This is a genomic window from Streptomyces sp. CB02414 (assembly GCF_001905385.1).
In the GTDB taxonomy this organism is placed as follows: domain Bacteria; phylum Actinomycetota; class Actinomycetes; order Streptomycetales; family Streptomycetaceae; genus Streptomyces.
Genome location: NZ_LIPF01000008.1, coordinates 288342 through 306082 on the forward strand (window position 1 = coordinate 288342; position 17741 = coordinate 306082).

Below are 17741 nucleotides of genomic sequence, written 5' to 3' on the forward strand. Positions count from 1 at the left end.
GCACCGAGAAGGAGCTGGAGGAAAGAGTGGGGGAGTCAGTGCAGACCCTGCCGTACGGGTCGTGGCCGTCGCCGGTCGACGCGGCCCTCGCCGCCGCGCACGACGGGCGGCCCGACGACGTGGCCTTCGTCGGCGACGAGGTGTGGTGGACCGCGCCCCGGCCCGCCGAGGGCGGCCGGCGCACGCTCGTGCGGCGGCACCCCGATGGCACGGAGGAGCCGGTGCTGCCCGCGCCGTGGAACGTGCGCAGCCGCGTCCTCGAGTACGGCGGCCGGCCCTGGGCGGCGCAGCTGACCGACGCGGGGCCGCTGGCCGTCTTCGTGCACTTCGCCGACCAGCGCCTGTACTCCTACGAGCCGGGCGTCGGCGAGCCGCGTCCGCTGACGCCCGTCTCCCCGGTGGGCGGCGGGCTGCGCTGGGCCGAGCCGGAGCTGCGACCCGAGCGCGGCGAGGTGTGGTGCGTCCTGGAGGAGTTCACCGGTGACGGGCCCACCGACGTGCGCCGGGTCTCCGTCGCGGTGCCGCTGGACGGCTCGGCCGCCGGGGACCGGACCGCGGTGCGCGAACTCACCGGTGAACGCCACCGGTTCGTCACCGGGCCCCGTCCCTCGCCCGACGGGCGGCGCGCGGCCTGGCTCGCCTGGGACCACCCCCGTATGCCCTGGGACGGCACCGAGCTGATCGTCGCGGACGTCGGCGCCGACGGCACCTTCCGGGACGCCCGGACCGTCGCGGGCGGGCCCGAGGAGTCGGTCGCCCAGGTCGACTGGGCGCCCGACGGCGCCCTGCTGTACGCCTCCGACCGCACCGGCTGGTGGAACCTCTACCGCGACGGACAGCCGCTGTGCGCCCGCGAGGAGGAGTTCGGCGGACCGCTGTGGAAGCTCGGGCAGCGCTGGTTCGCGCCGCTGGACAGCGGCCTGATCGCCGTCGTGCACGGCCGCGGCGCCACCGCCCTCGGCATACTCGACCCCGAGACCGGCGAGGTCGTCGACGCGGCCGGTCCCTGGACCGAGTTCACCACGAGCCTCGCCGTCCAGGGCGAGCGCGTCGTCGCCGTCGGCGCGAGCCCGCGCAGCGCCTACGAGGTGGTCGAGCTGGACGCCCGCACCGGCCGGACCCGGGTGATCGGCGCCCCGCACGAGGACGCCGTCGACCCGGCGTACTACCCCGAGCCGCACAGCCGCACCTTCACCGGCCCCGACGGCCGCGAGATCCACGCCCACGTCCATCCGCCGCACAACCCCGGCTTCCGCGCACCGGACGGTGAACTGCCGCCGTACGTGATCTGGGCCCACGGCGGCCCCACCGGCCGCTCGCCCCTCGTCCTCGACCTGGGGATCGCCTACTTCACCTCCCGCGGCATCGGCGTCGCCGAGGTCAACTACGGCGGCTCCACCGGGTACGGCCGGGAGTACCGCAACCGGCTGCGGGAGCAGTGGGGCGTCGTCGACGTCGAGGACTGTGCCGCCGTCGCCCTCGCCCTCGCCGACGAGGGCGCCGCCGACCGCGAGCGGCTCGCCGTGCGCGGCGGCAGCGCCGGCGGCTGGACCTCCGCCGCCTCCCTCGCCACCACCGACGTCTACGCCTGCGGCACCGTCATCTACCCGGTCCTCGACCTGACCGGCTGGGCCACGGGAGGGACCCACGACTTCGAGTCGCAGTACCTGGAGAGCCTGATCGGGCCGCACGCCGAGGTGCCCGGCCGGTACGCGGAGCGGTCGCCGGTCGCACACGCGGACCAGGTCACCGCGCCTTTCCTGTTGCTCCAGGGGCTGGACGACGTGATCTGTCCCCCCGTGCAGTGCGAGCGGTTCCTCGACCGCATGGCGGGCCGGGGGGTGCCGCACGCGTACCTCGCCTTCGAGGGCGAGGGACACGGATTCCGGCGGGCTCGGACCATGGTGCGCGCCCTGGAGGCGGAACTCTCCCTCTACGCCCAGGTCTTCGGCCTGAACCGGCCGGACATCCCCACCCTGGAGCTGACCAGGTGAAGCCCCTGAACCGGCCGGCCCGGCTCGCCCCCGGCGCCCGGATCGCGGTCGTCGCGCCCAGCGGGCCCGTACCGGAGGAGCGGCTGCAGGCGGGACTGGACATGCTGCGCGGCTGGGACCTGGACCCGGTCGTGGCCCCGCACGTCCTGGACCGGCACCCGTCCTTCGACTACCTCGCGGGCACCGACGCTGACCGCGCCGCCGACCTCCAGGCCGCCTGGTGCGACCCGTCCGTCGACGCCGTGCTGTGCGCCCGCGGCGGGTACGGCGCCCAGCGCATGGCCGACCTGCTCGACTGGGAGGCGATGCGGGCGGCCGGGCCGAAGGTGTTCGTCGGCTTCAGCGACATCACCGCGCTGCACGAGGCCTTCGCCACCCGCCTCGGTCTGGTCACCCTGCACGGGCCGATGGCCGCCGGGATCGACTTCCTCAAGAACGCGCGGGCACAGAAGCACCTGAAGGACACCCTGTTCGTCCCGGACACGGTCCGCGTCATCGCCTCCGACGGCACGCCCATGGTCCCCGGCCGGGCGCGGGGCGTCACCCTCGGCGGCTGCCTCGCCCTGCTCGCCGCCGAGATCGGCACCCCGCACGCCCGCACCTCCGCGCATGGCGGGCTGCTGTGCCTGGAGGACGTGGGGGAGGAGACGTACCGGCTCGACCGCTACCTCACCCAGCTGCTGCGGGCCGGCCTGCTCGACGGGGTCGCCGGGGTGCTGCTCGGCTCCTGGCACGAGTGCGAGCCCCGCGAGAAGCTGCGGCCGATGCTGGCCGACCGGCTCGGCGGCCTCGGCGTGCCGGTCGTCGAGGACTTCGGCTTCGGACACCGCGAGGGCGCGCTGACCGTCCCGTTCGGCGTCGCGGCGGAACTCGACGCGGACGCGGGCACCCTGACGCTGGACGAACCGGCCCTGCGCTGAGCCGCGCCCCGCACCCACCCGTCGTAGGCTGGCGGAATGCCGCACAACGCATCCCGCCACCTCGCCGAGGGCCCGCGCGTGGGCATACGGCACTTCACCTACGAGGATGGTGCCGAGTTCACCGCCCGAGCCCGGGAGAGCAAGGACCTGCACCATCCGTGGCTCTTCCCGCCGGACAGCGTCCAGGCGTACGAGGCCTACGCGGCCCGGCTGATCGAGGACCCCACCAAGGCCGGGTTCCTGATCTGCGAGAAGGACGCGGACAAGGGTTCGGGAACGGCGGACGGCGGCGCCATCGCCGGGTTCGTCAACATCAACAACATCGTGCACGGCGGCTTCCTCAGCGGCGCGCTCGGCTACGGCGCGTTCGCCCACGCGGCCGGGCGGGGGCTGATGCGCGAGGGGCTGGACCTCGTCGTCCGGTACGCCTTCGGGCCGATGCGGCTGCACCGGCTGGAGATCAACGTGCAGCCGGGCAACGCCGCCTCCATCGCGCTGGCCCGCGCCTGCGGCTTCCACCTGGAGGGCTTCTCGCCCCGCATGCTCCACATCGACGGCGCCTGGCGGGACCACCAGCGCTGGGCCATCACCGCCGAGAGCCTGACTTCCGGTTGACCACCCCCGCCGAATGTCCGTGGGCGCCCTGTTCAGCGGGCCCGGGACCGGCTTCCATGGGGAAGCGTGACGACGATCCGCCGTGAGGTACTGACGCTGCCCGCCGCCCCGCTCGGCCCGGACAACCCCCTGCCGCCGCTGCGCCCCCTGGACGAAGCCCACCGCATCGACGAACGAGACCGGGCCGGCCTGCCCCGCGACATGGCCCGCCAGGTCGGTTACGCACCACTGCGCAGCCTGCTGCCCGCGCCGGTCCGGGACGGTTACGGGCGGGTGCGCGAGCCCCGCGAGTTCGACGCCCTCGTCCTCGAGAACGACCGGCTGCGGGCCACCGTCCTGCCCGCCCTGGGCGGCCGCGTCACCTCCCTCTTCCACAAACCGACCGACCGCGAACTGCTCTACGTGAACCCGGTCCTCCAGCCCGCCAACTTCGCCCTCAACGGCGCCTGGTTCTCCGGCGGCATCGAGTGGAACATCGGCGCCACCGGGCACACCACCCTCTCCTGCTCGCCCGTGCACGCCGCGCGCGTGCCCGCCCCCGACGGCGGACCGATGCTGCGCCTGTGGGAGTGGGAGCGGCTGCGCGACCTGCCCTTCCAGGTCGACCTGTGGCTTCCCGAGGGCTCGGACTTCCTCCACGTCGGCGTCCGCGTCCGCAACCCGCACGAGCGCCCGCTCCCCACGTACTGGTGGTCCAACATCGCCGTGCCCGAGGACCGCCGCGTCCTCGCCCCCGCCGACGAGGCCTGGCTCTTCGGCTACGAGAGGCGGCTGCGCCGCGTGCCCGTCCCGTGCCACGACGGCGCCGACCGCACCTACCCGCGCAACAGCCGCTACCCCGCCGACTGGTTCTACGAGGTGCCGGACGGGCGGCGCCGCTGGATCGCCGCGCTCGACGAGCACGGGCACGGGCTGGTGCAGACGTCGACCGACGTGCTGCGCGGCCGGAAGCTGTTCGTGTGGGGCACGGGGCCGGGCGGGCGGCGCTGGCAGGAGTGGCTCACCGAGCCCGGCACCGGCGGCTACTGCGAGATCCAGGCCGGACTCGCCCGCACCCAGCTGGAACACGTCAAGCTGGAGGCGGAGAGCGAGGTGTCCTGGCTGGAGGCGTACGGGCCGCTCGACGCGGACCCGCGGGGGGAGTGGCACACCGTGCTGCACCGGGCCGAGGACCGGCTGGAGGCGGTCCTGCCGCGCACCGGCGTGGACGCGGCCTACGAGGCCTGGCGGCCGTACGCCGACGCCGAGCCCGGCGAGCGCCTGGCCACCGGATCGGGGTGGGGCGCACTCGAAGTGCTCCGTGCGGGCTGGAAACTGGCCGGCACGCCCTTCGAGGAGGCCACCCTCGGCGAGGAGCAGCGGCCCTGGCTGCACCTCCTGCACGCCGGGGCGCTGCCGGAGCCCGACCACCACGCACCGCCCGGGGGCACACTGGTCGCCCGGCCCTGGCGGGACATGCTGGAGACCACGGCGGCCACACCGACCGCCGAGTACCACCTCGGAGTCGCGCAGTGGCACGGCGACGACCGGGCGCAGGCGGTGCGCAGCTGGGAGCGCGGCCTGAAGGAGGCCACCGCCCGCTGGCCGCTGCTGCGCTGCCTCGCCGTCGCCGACCGGGAGGACGGCCACCACGAGCGGGCCGCCGACCGGTACGCGGAGGCCTTCGACGACCTGTGCGCACGGGTACGGGACGGGTCGCCCGCCTCCCGGCCCGAGCCGGACGCGGCGGACCCCGGGAAGGCGGACCCCTGGACGGCGGTCACGGCCGCGCTCGGCGGCGAGGCGATCGGAGCGCTGCTCGCGGTCGGGCGCACGGCGGACGCCCGGTCCGTGTGGGAGTGGCTGGAGCCCGCCGTCCGCGCCCGCGGCCGGTTCCGGCTCACCGAGGCGGCGCTGCTGGCCGCCGAGGGCCGGAACGCCGAGGCACGGGCCGTCTTCGATGAGGGCTTCGAGGTCGCCGACCTGCGGGAGGGCGACGAGGTCGTCGGCCGGCTGTGGTCCCGGCTCACCGACGAACCGCTCCCCGCCCGGCACGACTTCAGGATGCGGCCGGACGGGGAGTGAGCCCCGCCCGGCCCGGGACTACGCGCGCCGGTCCGCGTACTCGTAGATCGTCCCGTCCGGGTGCCGGGCGATCAGGTTGCGGCCGGCGGGCGTCGCAACCGGTCCCGCGATGATGTCCGCGCCCAGCGAGCTGAGGACCCGGTGGGTCTCCTCGACGTCGGTCACGGCGACCGTCGCGGTCACCTTGCGCAACACCTCGAGCTGGGACTCGGGCCCGCTCATCAGCAGGAAGCAGCCGACGGCGGCGACTTGGACGCCGCCGCGTTCGAAGCGGTGCGCCTGGCCGCCGGCCAGGCCTTCGTAGAAGGGGATCGCCTTCTCCAGGTCGTCGACGTAGATGCGCAGTGTGGCTCCCAGAATGTCCATGCGGACGAGCCTAGTTGGGAGGTGCGCGGCCCCGGGCCACCGTCCCGCCCATGGACATCGTGGCCGCGGGTACCCGCAACACATGGACCGCATGGATCATTTGGAACACCTGGACAAGCATCTGGTCGACGAACTGGCGCAGGTGGCACGCGAGACCGTGCGCGACGAGCTGCGGCAACAGACACGCAAGCAGCGCCGCAAGGCCACGCTGTACGCCGCGTCCGGTGCCGCCGCCCTGTACGCGGGCGCGGCCCTCGCGCTCACCGTGGGCCTGGCCCTCGCCGTCGGCCTGCCGGACTGGGCCGCCGCGCTGATCACGGCCGCCCTCCTGGGCGTCGCCGCCTACCTGCTGCGCGGCGCGGCCCGGCCGGGGGCCGCCCACGGAGCGGGCCACGGCCAGACCCTCAGTGGTGGCGCGCCGGCCGCTCCGCCGAACGGGCTCGGCGTGCCGTACCCGCCGATGCCGCCGGTCGCACCCGGCGGTGCCGGCGGCGCGACCGGAGCTCCGGGGGCGGGCACGCCCGCGCCGGGCGCCACCGGGCCGGTGGCGCCGCGCCAGGACGACATCGACCCCGAGGCCCCGCACCGCCGCGGCTGACCGGTCGCGGAACCTGACAGGAAGGCGCCCCCCGGGCCCGGTCCGGGAGGCGCCTTGCTGCGCGGATCAGGCGCTCCGCTGCAACTGCGGCAGCACCTTGGTGCGGTAGAAGTCGAAGAAGCCGCGCAGGTCGGGACCGATCTGGTTGACGTAGACCCGGTCGAAACCGGCGTCGGCGAACTGCCTGAGCTCCGCGACGTGCTCGTCCGCGTCGTCGCCGCAGACCCGGCTGTCCCGGACCATGTCCTCGGTGACCAGGGTCTGCGCCTGCTCGAAGTGCTTCGGTGACGGCAGCACCTGGCCCAGCTCGCCCGGCAGCAACTCGTTGGCCCACAGCCGGTGCACGGTCCGTACCGCCTCGTCCCGGTCGGTGTCGTAGCAGACCTTGGTGCCCCCGCTGACCAGTTTCCCGCCGCCCCCGCCCTTGCGGTACTGCTCCACCATCGACGTGTCCGGCATCATCGTGATGTAGCCGTCGCCCACCCGCGAGGCGAGTTTGGTCGCCGCCGGTCCGAAGCCGGAGATGTCGATCGGGACGGGCTCGTCCGGAACGGTGTAGAGGCGGGCGTTCTCCACCGTGTAGTGCGTGCCGTGGTGGTTGACCTCCTCGCCGGTGAACAGCCGGCGCATGATGAGGATGGCCTCCTCCAGCATCTCCAGGCGCACGTGCGCGGCCGGCCAGGCGTCCCCGAGGATGTGCTCGTTGAGCGCCTCCCCGGTGCCGACGCCGAGCCGGAAACGGCCGTCCGTCATCACCGCGCTGGTCGCCGCGGCCTGCGCCACCACCGCCGGGTGGATGCGCACGGTCGGGCAGGTCACCGCCGTCTCGACGGGCAGGGACACCGCGTCGGACAGAGCGCCGATCACCGACCACACGAACGGGCTCTGCCCCTGCTCGCCGTTCCACGGGTGGTAGTGGTCCGAGATCCACAGTGCCTGGAACCCGGCCTGCTCGGCCATCCGCGCCTGCTCGATCAGCTCCGCGGGACCGTACTGCTCGCACGAGAGGAAATAGCCGTACTCGGGCATGTGGGGTTGCCTCCGGAACATGGGGCGGGTGGGTCCCGGGCCGAGTACCCGGGCGGACGGGGGGAAACCGGGGGCGGCGGCCGCCCGCCGGACGTTTGGGCACCCTGGTCAAGGGGACGCGGAAGGCTCCCGAGGTACGCGACAGCCCGGAGGCGAACCGTGAGCCGACCCCGCATCGTGATCGTCGGTGCCGGCTTCGCCGGGTACCGGACGGCCCGCACCCTGTCCCGGCTCACCCGGCACCAGGCCGACATCACCCTGCTCAACCCGACCGACTACTTCCTCTACCTGCCCCTGCTGCCACAGGTCGCCGCCGGAATCCTGGAACCGCGCCGGGTCAGCGTCTCCCTGTCCGGCACTCTGCCGCGCGTCCGGCTGGTGCTCGGCGAGGCCGACGACATCGACCTCGACGCGCGCACCGTGCACTACACCGACCCGGAGGGCGGTGGGGGCACCCTGTCCTACGACCGGCTGGTGCTCGCCGCGGGCAGCGTCAACAAGCTGCTGCCCATCCCCGGCGTGGCCGAGCACGCCCACGGCTTCCGCGGGCTGCCGGAGGCGCTGTATCTGCGCGACCACGTGACCCGGCAGGTGGAACTGGCGGCCGCGGCCGGCAACCGCGAGGAGTGCGCCGCCCGGTGCACCTTCGTCGTGGTCGGTGCGGGATACACCGGTACGGAGGTCGCCGCGCACGGCCAGATGTACACCGACGCCCAGGTGCGCAAGCATCCGATGCGCACCGGCATGCGGCCGCGCTGGATGCTGCTGGACGTGGCGGAACGGGTGCTGCCCGAGATGGACGAACGGCTCTCCCGCACCGCCGAGCGGGTGCTGCGGCAGCGGGGCGTCGACGTGCGGATGGGGACCTCCGTGAAGGAGGCCACGCACGACGGGGTTCTGCTGACCGACGGGACGACCGTGGACACCCGCACGCTGGTGTGGTGCGTGGGCGTGCGGCCCGACCCGCTGGTGGAGTCGCTGGGGCTGCCCATGGAACGCGGCCGGCTCCTCGTCGACCCGCACCTCCAGGTGCCGGGGCGGCCCGAGTTGTTCGCGTGCGGTGACGTGGCGGCCGTGCCGGACCTGAACCAGCCCGGCCAGTACACGCCGATGACCGCGCAGCACGCCTGGCGGCACGGCAAGGTCTGCGCCCAGAACGTCGCCGCGTCGCTCGGTATCGGCGGCGAGCGGCGGGCCTACCGCCACCGTGACATGGGGTTCGTGGTGGACCTGGGCGGCGCGAAGGCCGCCGCCAACCCGCTGGGGGTGCCGATGTCCGGCCCGGCGGCGGGCGCGGTCACGCGGGGCTACCACCTCGCGGCGATGCCGGGCAACCGGGTGCGGGTGGCCGCGGACTGGCTGCTCGACGCGGTGCTGCCCCGGCAGGCGGTCCAGCTGGGCCTCGTGCGCTCCTGGTCCGTGCCCCTGGAGTCGGCGTCGCCGGAGGTGGCGCGGGTACCGGGGCGGCCGGACGGCGAACCCGCCGGGACCCGGGCGGGCGAAGACCCGACCGTGCGGCGGTCCGAAACCGGCGCCGCGAAGGACGGGCCGGGTGGCGAGCCTGCGAAGGGGCAGCCGGGCGGTGAGCCTGCCAGGGCGCAGCCGGGTGGCGAGCCCGCGAAGAATCAGCCGGGTGGGGAACCTGCGAAGAACCAGCCGGGCGGTGAGCCGGCGAAGGCGCAGCCCGGTGGTGAGGCCGCAAAGGACCGGCCGGGTGGGAAGTCCGCGCAGGGACAGCCCGGTGGTGAGTCGGCCAAGGCGCAGCCGGGTGGTGAGCCTGCGAAGAATCAGCCGGGTGGTGAGCCTGCGAAGGGGCAGCCGGGCGGTGAGCCTGCGAAGGCGCAGCCCGGTGGTGAGTCGGCCAAGGCGCAGCCGGGTGGTGAGCCTGCGAAGAATCAGCCGGGTGGTGAGCCTGCCAAGAACCAGCCCGGTGGTGAGCCTGCGAAGAATCAGACCGGTGGGGAGACCGCGCCCAGGGCCCGCCCCGGTGGGGAGCCCGGGGAGCCCGCCGGGTCCCGTCCGGCCGCCCGCGCGCCCGGCGAGCCGCGGAAGGCGTCCAAGCCGTCCACCGCCCCCAAGCCCTCCGCCGTGGCCGAGCAGGCCGAGCGGGCCAAGCGGGCCAAGTCCTCCAGGGCTCCCGGCGCCACCCGGTCGCGGTCCCCCGGCACTCCCGCGCCGAGCCGTTCCGCTCGCCCGCCCGCCGACCCCGGACCCGAACCCCCGGCGAACCAGCCGCCCCCCGGACCCGACATCGCCCCCGGCCCCGTCAAGCGAACCGACGGCCGCGCCGCGGAAGGAGACTCATGAACACCGGAGAACTCGTCGACCTCGGACAGCAGCTGCGCGTCGACAGCGTACGGACGTCCGCCGCCGCGGGCTCCGGGCACCCGACGTCCTCGATGTCCGCCGCGGACCTGATGGCCGTACTGCTCGCCAACCACCTCCGCTACGACTTCGAGCGCCCCGCCCACCCCGGCAACGACCGCTTCGTCCTCTCCAAGGGCCACGCCTCGCCCCTCCTCTACTCCGCCTACAAGGCGGCCGGCGCCATCGACGACGAGGAGCTGCTCACCTTCCGCAAGCTGGGCAGCCGCCTGGAGGGGCACCCCACCCCGCAGCGGCTGCCGTGGGTCGAGACGGCCACCGGGTCGCTCGGCCAGGGACTGCCCGTCGGCGTGGGGATCGCGCTGGCCGGCAAGCGGCTGGACCGCAGCGACTACCGCGTGTGGGTGCTGTGCGGCGACAGCGAGATGGCCGAGGGGTCGGTGTGGGAGGCCGCGGAGCACGCCGGGTACGAGCAGCTCGACAACCTCACCGTGATCGTCGACGTCAACCGGCTCGGCCAGCGCGGCCCGACCCGGCACGGCCATGACCTCGACGCGTACGCGCGCCGGTTCAGGGCCTTCGGCTGGCACACCATCGAGATCGACGGCCACGACGTGGACGCCGTCGACCGCGCCTACGGCGAGGCCCTGTCCACCAAGGGCCAGCCCACGGCCGTCATCGCCCGCACCCTCAAGGGCAAGGGCGTCGAGGCCGTCGAGGACCGTGAGGGACAGCACGGCAAGCCGCTGCCGGAGGCAGAGGAGGCCATCGCGGAGCTGGGCGGCCCGCGCGACCTCACGGTCCGGGTTCAGGAGCCGCCCGCCGCCCGGGCGCTGCACTCGGCCGGCACCGGGGAGATCGAACTGCCCCGCTACGACAAGGACGACGAGGTCGCCACCCGTAACGCCTTCGGCGAGGCGCTCGCCGCCCTCGGCACCGCCCGCGGCGACGTCGTCGCCCTGGACGGCGAGGTCGGCGACTCCACGCGCGCCGAGTTCTTCGCCAAGGAACACCCCGAGCGGTACTTCGAGTGCTACATCGCCGAGCAGCAGATGGTCGCCACCGCGGTGGGGATGGCGGCGCGCGGCTGGGTGCCGTTCGCCACCTCGTTCGCCGCCTTCCTGACCCGGGCCTACGACTTCGTGCGCATGGCGTCCGTCAGCGGCTCCGGCATCAACCTCGTCGGCTCCCACGCTGGCGTCGCGATCGGCCAGGACGGGCCCAGCCAGATGGGCCTGGAGGACATCGCGATGATGCGGGCCATCCACGGCTCGACCGTGCTGTACCCCTGCGACGCCAACCAGACCGCCCGGCTCGTCGCCGAGATGGCCGGCCTGGAGGGCATCCGCTACCTGCGCACCTCGCGCGGCGGCAGCAAGGTGATCTACGGCCCCGACGAGGAGTTCCCCGTCGGCGGCAGCAAGGTCCTGCGTTCCTCCGACCGCGACCGGCTCACCGTCGTCGCGGCCGGTGTCACCGTGCACGAGGCGCTCGCCGCGGCCGACGCCCTGGCGCAGGACGGCATCGAGGTCCGGGTGATCGACCTCTACTCGGTGAAGCCCGTCGACCGGGCCACCCTGCGCCGGGCCGCCGAGGAGACCGGCTGCCTGCTCACCGTGGAGGACCACCGCCGGGAGGGCGGCATCGGGGACGCGGTCCTCGACGCGTTCGCCGACGGGCGGCCCGTGCCCCGCCTGGTCCGGCTCGCCGTCGAGATGATGCCGGGCTCCGCGAGCCCGGCCGAGGAGCTGCACGCCGCGGGGATCGACGCCGAGTCCATCGAGGCGGCCGGACGGATGCTGGTGGAGCAGGCGATCGTCCCGTGAGCCGTGACGCCGTACGGACCGTCCGGGCCGGCCGGCGCACGGTGGAGGTGCACCGGCCGGACAAGGTGCTGTTCCCGAAGGGGGAGAGCGGCACCGACGCGTACACCAAGGCCGACCTCGTCGACTACTACCACTCCGTCGCCCCCTTCATGCTGCCGCACCTGCGGGGCCGTCCGCTGATGCTGGAGCGGCACCCGGACGGTGTGGACGGCCCCCGCTTCATGCAGAAGAACACCCCGGAGCACTACCCGGACTGGATCGGCCGCGTGGAGGTGGGCAAGGAGGGCGGCACCGTCTGCCACACCGTCTGCGACGACACCGCCACCCTCCTCTACCTCGCCGACCAGGCCGCCCTCACCCTGCACCGCTGGCTGTCCCGGGCCGGGGACGTGGACCGGCCGGACCGTATGGTCTTCGACCTCGACCCGGCCGGCGACGACTTCCCGGCGGTCCGGGAGGCGGCCGGGCTGCTGGGCGAACTGCTCGACGAGCTGAAGCTGCCCTCGGCACTGATGACCACCGGATCCCGGGGGCTTCACGTGGTCGTTCCGCTGGCTGGCCGTCAGGACTTCGACGAGGTACGGGACTTTGCCCGGGACGTCGCCGACGTGCTGGCCGCCGACCGGCCCGACCGTCTCACCACCGCCGCCCGGAAGAAGGACCGGGGCGACCGGCTCTACCTCGACATCCAGCGCAACGCCTACGCGCAGACCGCGGTCGCCCCCTTCACCGTGCGGGCCCTGCCCGGCGCCCCCGTCGCCACCCCGATCTCCTGGGACCAGTTGGACGACCCCGCGCTGCACGCCCGCCGCTGGACGATCGCCGACGCCGCCGACCAGGCACGCACCCGGCCCTGGGCCTCGATCGCCGGCCGCGCCCGGGATCTGGGTCCCGCCCGGCGGCGGCTGGACGCCCTGCGCGGCTGAGCCCGGTCGCGGGCGGAGCGCGGGGGACGGGGGCGGGCACATGCGTGCGCCGGTACAGGTTTGGCGAACACTCTTGCGGCCACACGGAGGGGGAGGTGGCCATGTCGAACACGAACAACACGTCCGAATCGCAAGGCTCACAGCGGAGTTCACAGAGCCCACAGAGCTCACGCAAATCACAAAAGCCACAGAAGTCACATGACTCACAAGACTCGCAGGAGTCGCATGAGTCACACGAGTCACATGAGTCGCGTCGGCCCCGGCCGATGGAGGTGCTGCGTGAGGCACGCGCCCAACTCGCGGAACTCACCGGCATGACCGCGGAGACCGTGTCGTCCTTCGAGCGTACGGAGGAAGGCTGGTCGCTGGAGGTCGAGGTGCTCGAGCTCGAGCGCGTGCCCGACACGATGAGCCTGATGGGGAGCTATCAGGTGGAGCTCGACTCCGAGGGGCAGCTCACGGGCTACCGCCGCGTCCGGCGTTACGAACGCGGCCGGGCCGACTCGCGCGGCGGCCGTTAGGCCGGACCGCACCCGCACCCACACCCACAGACAAGATGGAGGAACAGCTGGCATGACTGTCGTACCGGCACAACAGACCGGCGGCGGAGGCGGCAGCAGCGGCCTTTACGACGTGCTTGAGCTTGTTCTGGACAGGGGGCTCGTCATCGACGCATTCGTGCGCGTCTCCCTGGTCGGCATCGAGATCCTGAAGATCGACGTCCGCGTCGTCGTCGCCAGCGTCGACACGTATCTGCGCTTCGCCGAGGCATGCAACCGGCTCGACCTGGAGGCCGGGCCCCGCAAGGACCCGGGGCTGCCCGACCTGGTCGGGGAGATGACCGAGTCCGGCGCCCGCGGCAAGTCCAAGGGGGCGCTGTCCGGCGCCGCCGAGACCATCTCCGACGCGTTCAAGCAGGCCCGTGACGAGGGCGGCTCCGAACGCGAGACGGCGTCCCGTCCGCGCGCCCGCAAGGCCGCGCCCTCGCGCCGGAAGGAGGAGCAGGAGTGAGTACGTACGTCTACGGCATCACCGCCGGCTCGCACGCCTCGCCGCCCGAGGAGCTGACCGGCGTCGGTGACCCGCCGTGCCGGGTGCGCGTCCTGAAGGCGGGCGAGCTGACGGCCGTGGTCAGCGACGCGCCCGAGGGGCTGCGTCCCAAGCGCCGGGAACTACTCGCCCACCAGAACGTGCTCAGCGAGGTGGGTGCGGCCGGCTGCGTGCTGCCCATGCGCTTCGGCAGCGTCGCCCCGGACGACGACGCGGTCACCGCCGTGCTCGCCGAGCGCGCGGAGCACTACCGGGAACGCCTCGGTGCGTTGGACGGCCGGGTCGAGTACAACATCAAGGCCAACCACGTGGAGGAGGCCGTCCTGCACCACGTGATGGCCGAGAACCCGGAGGTCCGCGCCCTCGCCGAGTCCAACCGGCAGCAGGGCGGCGGAAGTTACGAGAACAAGATCCAGCTCGGCGAGATGGTCGCGGCCGCGGTGAAGGGCAAGGAGGCGCAGGACGCCACGGCGCTGGAGCGCGCCCTGGAGCCCGCCGCCGACGCCGTGAGCACGGGCCCCGAGTCCACCGGCTGGCTGGCCAACGTGTCGTTCCTGGTGAACCGGGAGTCGGCCGAGGAGTTCCTGGCCGCCGTGGAGCGGGCCCGCGGGGACATGCCGCACCTGGAGGTGCGGGTGAACGGCCCGCTGCCGCCGTACAGCTTCGTCGAGCCCGGCCCCGCCGAGCCCGCGGGCACCGCGGCCGGCGGAATGGACGTCGGAACGGAGTGAGGACGTGGGACTGATCTCGGAGGTCCTGCTGCTGCCGTTCGCCCCGGTGCGCGGCAGCGCCTGGGCCATCAGACAGGTGCTGAACGAGGCCGAGCGGATCTACTACGACCCCGCCACGGTCCGAGCCGAACTGGCCCGCCTGGAAGAGCAGCTGGAGGCCGGTGAGATCACGGAGGAGGAGTTCGACCGACAGGAGGACGGGCTTCTGGACCGGCTGGAGATCGCTTCGCGCACGAGCGCGGGATTGGGCAACGGGACGGCACCATGAACCGAGTCGGACTGGGCCTCGCAGTAGGGGCCGGATATCTGCTGGGACGCACGAAGAAGCTGAAACTCGCGGTCGCCGTGGGCACCATGGTGGCCGGCAAGAAGCTGAACCTGACTCCGAAGGGCATCGCGGAGCTGGTCAACTCGCAGCTCCAGAACAACCCCCAGTTCAAGGAGATCGGGGACCAGCTGCGCACCGATATGCAGGGCGTCGGCAAGGCGGCCTCCGGGGCGCTGGTCGAGCGGCAGATGGACGCGCTCGCCGACCGTCTGCACGGGCGCACGGCACAGGTCCGCGACCAGCTCTCGGGCGTGGCGTCGACGGTACCGGGTGCCGGCTCCGACGACTCCTCCCGCGACTCCGAGGCCTCGGAGGACTCGGAGCCGTACGAGGAGGCCGACGAGCATGGGGAGCCCGGGGAGCGGAGCGAGCGAGCCCCGAAGAAGGCCCCGCCCCAGGCGCGCAAGGCGGCCAAGAAGGCGCCCGCCAAGAAGGCGGCGGCGAAGCGGGCCCAGCCCGCCCGGAAGGCGGCCGGCAAGAAGACCGCCGGAGCCAGGAGCGCCGCGCGCGGCGCCACCGGGAACCGACAGTCGAAGGGCGGTGGTGAGCGATGACCGACACCCTCGGTTCCGCGGCCTCCACGGCGGGCAAGGCCGCGAAGAAGAACCCGCTCACCGACGTGGCGCAGAGCGAGGCGGCCGACCGCCTCAAGGCGGAGGTGCAGGACTACCTGGCCGCCCAGGTCACGCGGCTGCTGACCGGCGTCGGCACCAAACTCGGCGAGACCACCGGCAAGCTGAACGACATCGCCGAGGGCAACAGCCCCGGTTTCGCCAAGCTGGCCCTCGACGGCGGACGCAAGCTCGCCGAGGGCAAGAGCCCGGTGCGGGCCGCGTTCGAGGTCGGAGCCGGCAAGGTCAAGGACAACGTGGTCGGCGCCTTCAAGAACCTCGGGGGCGGCAAGAGCGGGAAGAAGGGCGGCGGCGGTCAGAAGCCGACGGTCATCATCGAGTACGTCGATGTCGGCGTGCCGCTGCGCACGGCCTACGACCAGTGGACCCAGTACCAGGACTTCAGCACCTTCGCCAAGGGCGTCAAGAGCGCGAACCGGGCCGACGACACGTCGTCCGACTGGCAGCTGAAGGTCTTCTGGTCCAACCGCAGCTGGAAGGCGAAGACGACCGAGCAGGTCCCCGACGACCGGATCTCCTGGACGTCGGAGGGCGCCAAGGGCACCACCAAGGGCGTGGTCAGCTTCCACAAGCTCGCCGACAGCCTCACCCGCGTGGTCCTGGTCATCGAGTACTACCCCAAGGGCCTCTTCGAGAAGACCGGCAACATCTGGCGCGCCCAGGGACGCCGGGCCCGTCTCGACCTCAAGAACTACGTCCGGCACATCACCCTCAAGGGCGAGGCCGACGACGGCTGGCGCGGCGAGATCCGCGACGGCGAGGTCGTCCGCAGCCACGAGGACGCCCTCGCCGAGGAACAGGAAGGACAGGAGGAACAGGAAGGACAGGAGGAACAGGAGGGACAGGAGGGACAGGAGGAGCACGAGCCCTCCGAGGCGGAGGAAGAGACCGAGCCTGAGGGCGAGTACGAAGACGAGTACGAGGAGGAGCCCGAGGGCGAGTACGAGGAGGAGGACAAGGAAGCCGGGGAGGACGAGTACGCGTCCCGTGGCGAGTACGACGAGTACGACGAGTACGAGGAGCCCGAGGACGCCGACCGCGGGAGCCGTCGATGACCACCCCCAGCCGGTTGCCCGATCCCTACGGCCAGGGACAGAGCGCCAACCTCGCCGACATCCTGGAGCGGGTGCTCGACAAGGGAGTCGTGATCGCGGGCGACATCAAGATCAACCTGCTCGACATAGAGCTGCTCACCATCAAGCTGCGGCTCGTCGTCGCCTCCGTGGACAAGGCCAAGGAGATGGGCATCGACTGGTGGGAGAGCGACCCCGCGCTCTCCTCTCGCGCCCGGCACGACGAGCTGACCCGGGAGAACGCCGCGCTGCGCGAACGCCTGCGCGAGCTGGACCCGGGCCGGGTACCGAGGGAGGCACCGTGACCGGACTGCGGTACGTCTACGCCGTCTGCCGCCCCTTCGACGCGGCCCTCCAGTCCCAGCTGACCGGGGTGGCGGGCGACCCGCCCCGGCTGCTGGCCCACGGCGGGCTGGTCGCCGTCGTGAGCCATGTGCCGGAGGCCGACTTCAGCGAGGAGTCGCTGCGGACCCATTTGGAGGATCTGGACTGGCTCGCCGCGACCGCCCGCGCCCACCAGCAGGTCATCGACGCGCTCACCGCCGTCACCACCCCGCTGCCGCTCCGGCTGGCCACCGTCTTCCGTGACGACAGCGGCGTGCGCGTGATGATGGAGGAGCGGGAAGAGACCTTCCGGCGCACGCTGGGGCGCCTGGAGGGGCGGGTGGAATGGGGCGTCAAGATCTTCGTCGAGGCCGGCCCCGACCAGAGCGCCGAGCGGGCCGAGCCCGCCCCGAAGCCCGCCTCGGGCCGGGACTACCTGCGCCAGCGGCGCCGGCAGACGCGGGCCAGTGAAGACCTGTGGAGCAGGGCCGAGGAGTTCGCGACCCGCCTGCACGAGTCGCTGTCCGCGCGGGCCGACGACGCACGTCTGCACGCGCCGCAGAATCCCAGCCTTTCCGGCGCCGCCGGACGGAACGTCCTCAACGCCGCCTATCTGGTGCGGCGTGAGGCGTCCGAGGAATTCGTGGAAATGGTGGACCGCACCAAGGATGATGCTCCTGGAATTCGCGTGGAACTCACCGGTCCGTGGGCGGCCTATTCGTTCGCCGGCGAGGAAGGAACGGGGGAGGGGTCATGACGGTCGTCGAACGCCGTGAGATCGCCCTCGTGGACCTGCTCGACCGGCTCCTGGCCGGCGGCGTGGTCATCACCGGCGACGTCACGCTGCGCATCGCGGACGTCGACCTGGTCCGCATCGACCTCAACGCGCTGATCAGCTCGGTCAACCGCAATGTCCCGTCGCCGTTCGGAGACTGATCGA

19 protein-coding genes are annotated in these 17741 nt (G+C 73.2%); 17 read left to right on the forward strand and 2 right to left on the reverse strand.

Going from position 1 to position 17741, the window contains the following annotated elements:
* The first annotated feature begins 26 nt into the window (after nt 1-26).
* From AMK11_RS26510 to AMK11_RS26525, 4 genes are all read left to right on the forward strand, one after another.
* The gene (locus AMK11_RS26510) at nt 27-1994 is read left to right on the forward strand and encodes a prolyl oligopeptidase family serine peptidase (protein ID WP_073730575.1); all 1968 of its coding nucleotides are present in this window, start codon (nt 27-29) and stop codon (nt 1992-1994) included.
* A complete protein-coding gene (locus AMK11_RS26515) occupies nt 1991-2914 on the forward strand; it encodes a S66 peptidase family protein (protein WP_073730576.1) in 924 nt (307 codons plus the stop codon). The genes AMK11_RS26510 and AMK11_RS26515 overlap by 4 nt, the downstream gene beginning before the upstream one ends.
* Before the next feature lie 36 nt (nt 2915-2950).
* Nucleotides 2951-3529 (forward strand): GNAT family N-acetyltransferase, encoded by a 579-nt coding sequence (locus tag AMK11_RS26520; protein WP_073730577.1) that lies wholly within the window; start codon nt 2951-2953, stop codon nt 3527-3529.
* 66 nt (nt 3530-3595) lie between these two features.
* Nucleotides 3596-5593 carry a DUF5107 domain-containing protein gene (locus AMK11_RS26525; protein ID WP_073730578.1) on the forward strand — a complete coding sequence of 666 codons (1998 nt, stop codon included), beginning with the start codon at nt 3596-3598 and terminating at the stop codon, nt 5591-5593.
* Nucleotides 5594-5611: 18 nt separating this feature from the next.
* On the opposite strand, the gene AMK11_RS26530 is transcribed toward AMK11_RS26525, so the two are convergent.
* Nucleotides 5612-5959, reverse strand: a complete 348-nt coding sequence (locus AMK11_RS26530) for a VOC family protein (RefSeq protein WP_073730579.1) — start codon at nt 5957-5959, stop codon at nt 5612-5614.
* 82 nt (nt 5960-6041) lie between these two features.
* On the opposite strand from AMK11_RS26530, the gene AMK11_RS26535 reads away from it, so the two are divergent.
* On the forward strand, nt 6042-6557 hold the full coding sequence (locus AMK11_RS26535; RefSeq protein WP_073730580.1) for a phage holin family protein: 516 nt from the start codon (nt 6042-6044) through the stop codon (nt 6555-6557).
* 66 nt (nt 6558-6623) lie between these two features.
* Here AMK11_RS26535 and AMK11_RS26540 read toward each other — a convergent pair whose 3' ends face one another.
* Nucleotides 6624-7586 (reverse strand): LLM class F420-dependent oxidoreductase, encoded by a 963-nt coding sequence (locus tag AMK11_RS26540; protein WP_073730581.1) that lies wholly within the window; start codon nt 7584-7586, stop codon nt 6624-6626.
* A gap of 159 nt (nt 7587-7745) precedes the next feature.
* Between AMK11_RS26540 and AMK11_RS26545 the strand changes: the two genes are divergently transcribed.
* The 12 genes from AMK11_RS26545 to AMK11_RS26600 all read left to right on the forward strand — a co-directional run bounded on the left by AMK11_RS26545 (nt 7746) and on the right by AMK11_RS26600 (nt 17737).
* The gene (locus AMK11_RS26545) at nt 7746-9893 is read left to right on the forward strand and encodes an FAD-dependent oxidoreductase (protein WP_073730582.1); all 2148 of its coding nucleotides are present in this window, start codon (nt 7746-7748) and stop codon (nt 9891-9893) included.
* Nucleotides 9890-11737, forward strand: coding sequence for a transketolase (locus AMK11_RS26550; RefSeq protein WP_073730583.1), 1848 nt, complete (start codon nt 9890-9892; stop codon nt 11735-11737). The genes AMK11_RS26545 and AMK11_RS26550 overlap by 4 nt, the downstream gene beginning before the upstream one ends.
* The gene (ligD, locus tag AMK11_RS26555) at nt 11734-12663 is read left to right on the forward strand and encodes a non-homologous end-joining DNA ligase (protein WP_073730584.1); all 930 of its coding nucleotides are present in this window, start codon (nt 11734-11736) and stop codon (nt 12661-12663) included. The genes AMK11_RS26550 and ligD overlap by 4 nt, the downstream gene beginning before the upstream one ends.
* 101 nt (nt 12664-12764) lie before the next feature.
* Nucleotides 12765-13184, forward strand: a complete 420-nt coding sequence (locus AMK11_RS26560; RefSeq protein WP_073730705.1) for a gas vesicle protein GvpO — start codon at nt 12765-12767, stop codon at nt 13182-13184.
* 52 nt (nt 13185-13236) lie between these two features.
* Nucleotides 13237-13674, forward strand: coding sequence for a gas vesicle structural protein GvpA (locus tag AMK11_RS26565; protein WP_073730585.1), 438 nt, complete (start codon nt 13237-13239; stop codon nt 13672-13674).
* Entirely contained in the window at nt 13671-14444 is a 774-nt protein-coding gene (locus tag AMK11_RS26570) for a GvpL/GvpF family gas vesicle protein (RefSeq protein ID WP_073730586.1), read from the forward strand. Before AMK11_RS26565 ends, AMK11_RS26570 begins: the two co-directional genes overlap by 4 nt.
* Before the next feature lie 4 nt (nt 14445-14448).
* Nucleotides 14449-14712 carry a gas vesicle protein GvpG gene (locus tag AMK11_RS26575; protein ID WP_073730587.1) on the forward strand — a complete coding sequence of 88 codons (264 nt, stop codon included), beginning with the start codon at nt 14449-14451 and terminating at the stop codon, nt 14710-14712.
* Nucleotides 14709-15326, forward strand: a complete 618-nt coding sequence (locus tag AMK11_RS26580) for a DNA primase (RefSeq protein ID WP_073730588.1) — start codon at nt 14709-14711, stop codon at nt 15324-15326. Before AMK11_RS26575 ends, AMK11_RS26580 begins: the two co-directional genes overlap by 4 nt.
* Nucleotides 15323-16459 (forward strand): SRPBCC family protein, encoded by a 1137-nt coding sequence (locus AMK11_RS26585; RefSeq protein ID WP_073730589.1) that lies wholly within the window; start codon nt 15323-15325, stop codon nt 16457-16459. Before AMK11_RS26580 ends, AMK11_RS26585 begins: the two co-directional genes overlap by 4 nt.
* A complete protein-coding gene (locus AMK11_RS26590; protein ID WP_073730590.1) occupies nt 16456-16782 on the forward strand; it encodes a gas vesicle protein in 327 nt (108 codons plus the stop codon). The genes AMK11_RS26585 and AMK11_RS26590 overlap by 4 nt, the downstream gene beginning before the upstream one ends.
* The gene (locus AMK11_RS26595; RefSeq protein WP_073730591.1) at nt 16779-17558 is read left to right on the forward strand and encodes a GvpL/GvpF family gas vesicle protein; all 780 of its coding nucleotides are present in this window, start codon (nt 16779-16781) and stop codon (nt 17556-17558) included. Before AMK11_RS26590 ends, AMK11_RS26595 begins: the two co-directional genes overlap by 4 nt.
* Complete coding sequence (locus AMK11_RS26600; protein WP_003972471.1) at nt 17555-17737, forward strand: gas vesicle protein; 183 nt, start codon at nt 17555-17557, stop codon at nt 17735-17737. Before AMK11_RS26595 ends, AMK11_RS26600 begins: the two co-directional genes overlap by 4 nt.
* The last annotated feature ends 4 nt before the right edge of the window (nt 17738-17741 follow it).

Bases quoted from the DNA above. Each gene is read 5' to 3' on its own strand.
- AMK11_RS26580 (WP_073730588.1), top strand. From the start codon at position 14,709: ATGAACCGAGTCGGACTGGGCCTCGCAGTAGGGGCCGGATATCTGCTG.
- AMK11_RS26585 (WP_073730589.1), top strand. From the start codon at position 15,323: ATGACCGACACCCTCGGTTCCGCGGCCTCCACGGCGGGCAAGGCCGCG.
- AMK11_RS26565 (WP_073730585.1), top strand. From the start codon at position 13,237: ATGACTGTCGTACCGGCACAACAGACCGGCGGCGGAGGCGGCAGCAGC.
- AMK11_RS26530 (WP_073730579.1), bottom strand. From the start codon at position 5,959: ATGGACATTCTGGGAGCCACACTGCGCATCTACGTCGACGACCTGGAG.
- AMK11_RS26550 (WP_073730583.1), top strand. From the start codon at position 9,890: ATGAACACCGGAGAACTCGTCGACCTCGGACAGCAGCTGCGCGTCGAC.
- AMK11_RS26590 (WP_073730590.1), top strand. From the start codon at position 16,456: ATGACCACCCCCAGCCGGTTGCCCGATCCCTACGGCCAGGGACAGAGC.
- AMK11_RS26560 (WP_073730705.1), top strand. From the start codon at position 12,765: ATGTCGAACACGAACAACACGTCCGAATCGCAAGGCTCACAGCGGAGT.
- AMK11_RS26535 (WP_073730580.1), top strand. From the start codon at position 6,042: ATGGACCGCATGGATCATTTGGAACACCTGGACAAGCATCTGGTCGAC.
- AMK11_RS26520 (WP_073730577.1), top strand. From the start codon at position 2,951: ATGCCGCACAACGCATCCCGCCACCTCGCCGAGGGCCCGCGCGTGGGC.
- AMK11_RS26540 (WP_073730581.1), bottom strand. From the start codon at position 7,586: ATGCCCGAGTACGGCTATTTCCTCTCGTGCGAGCAGTACGGTCCCGCG.
- AMK11_RS26600 (WP_003972471.1), top strand. From the start codon at position 17,555: ATGACGGTCGTCGAACGCCGTGAGATCGCCCTCGTGGACCTGCTCGAC.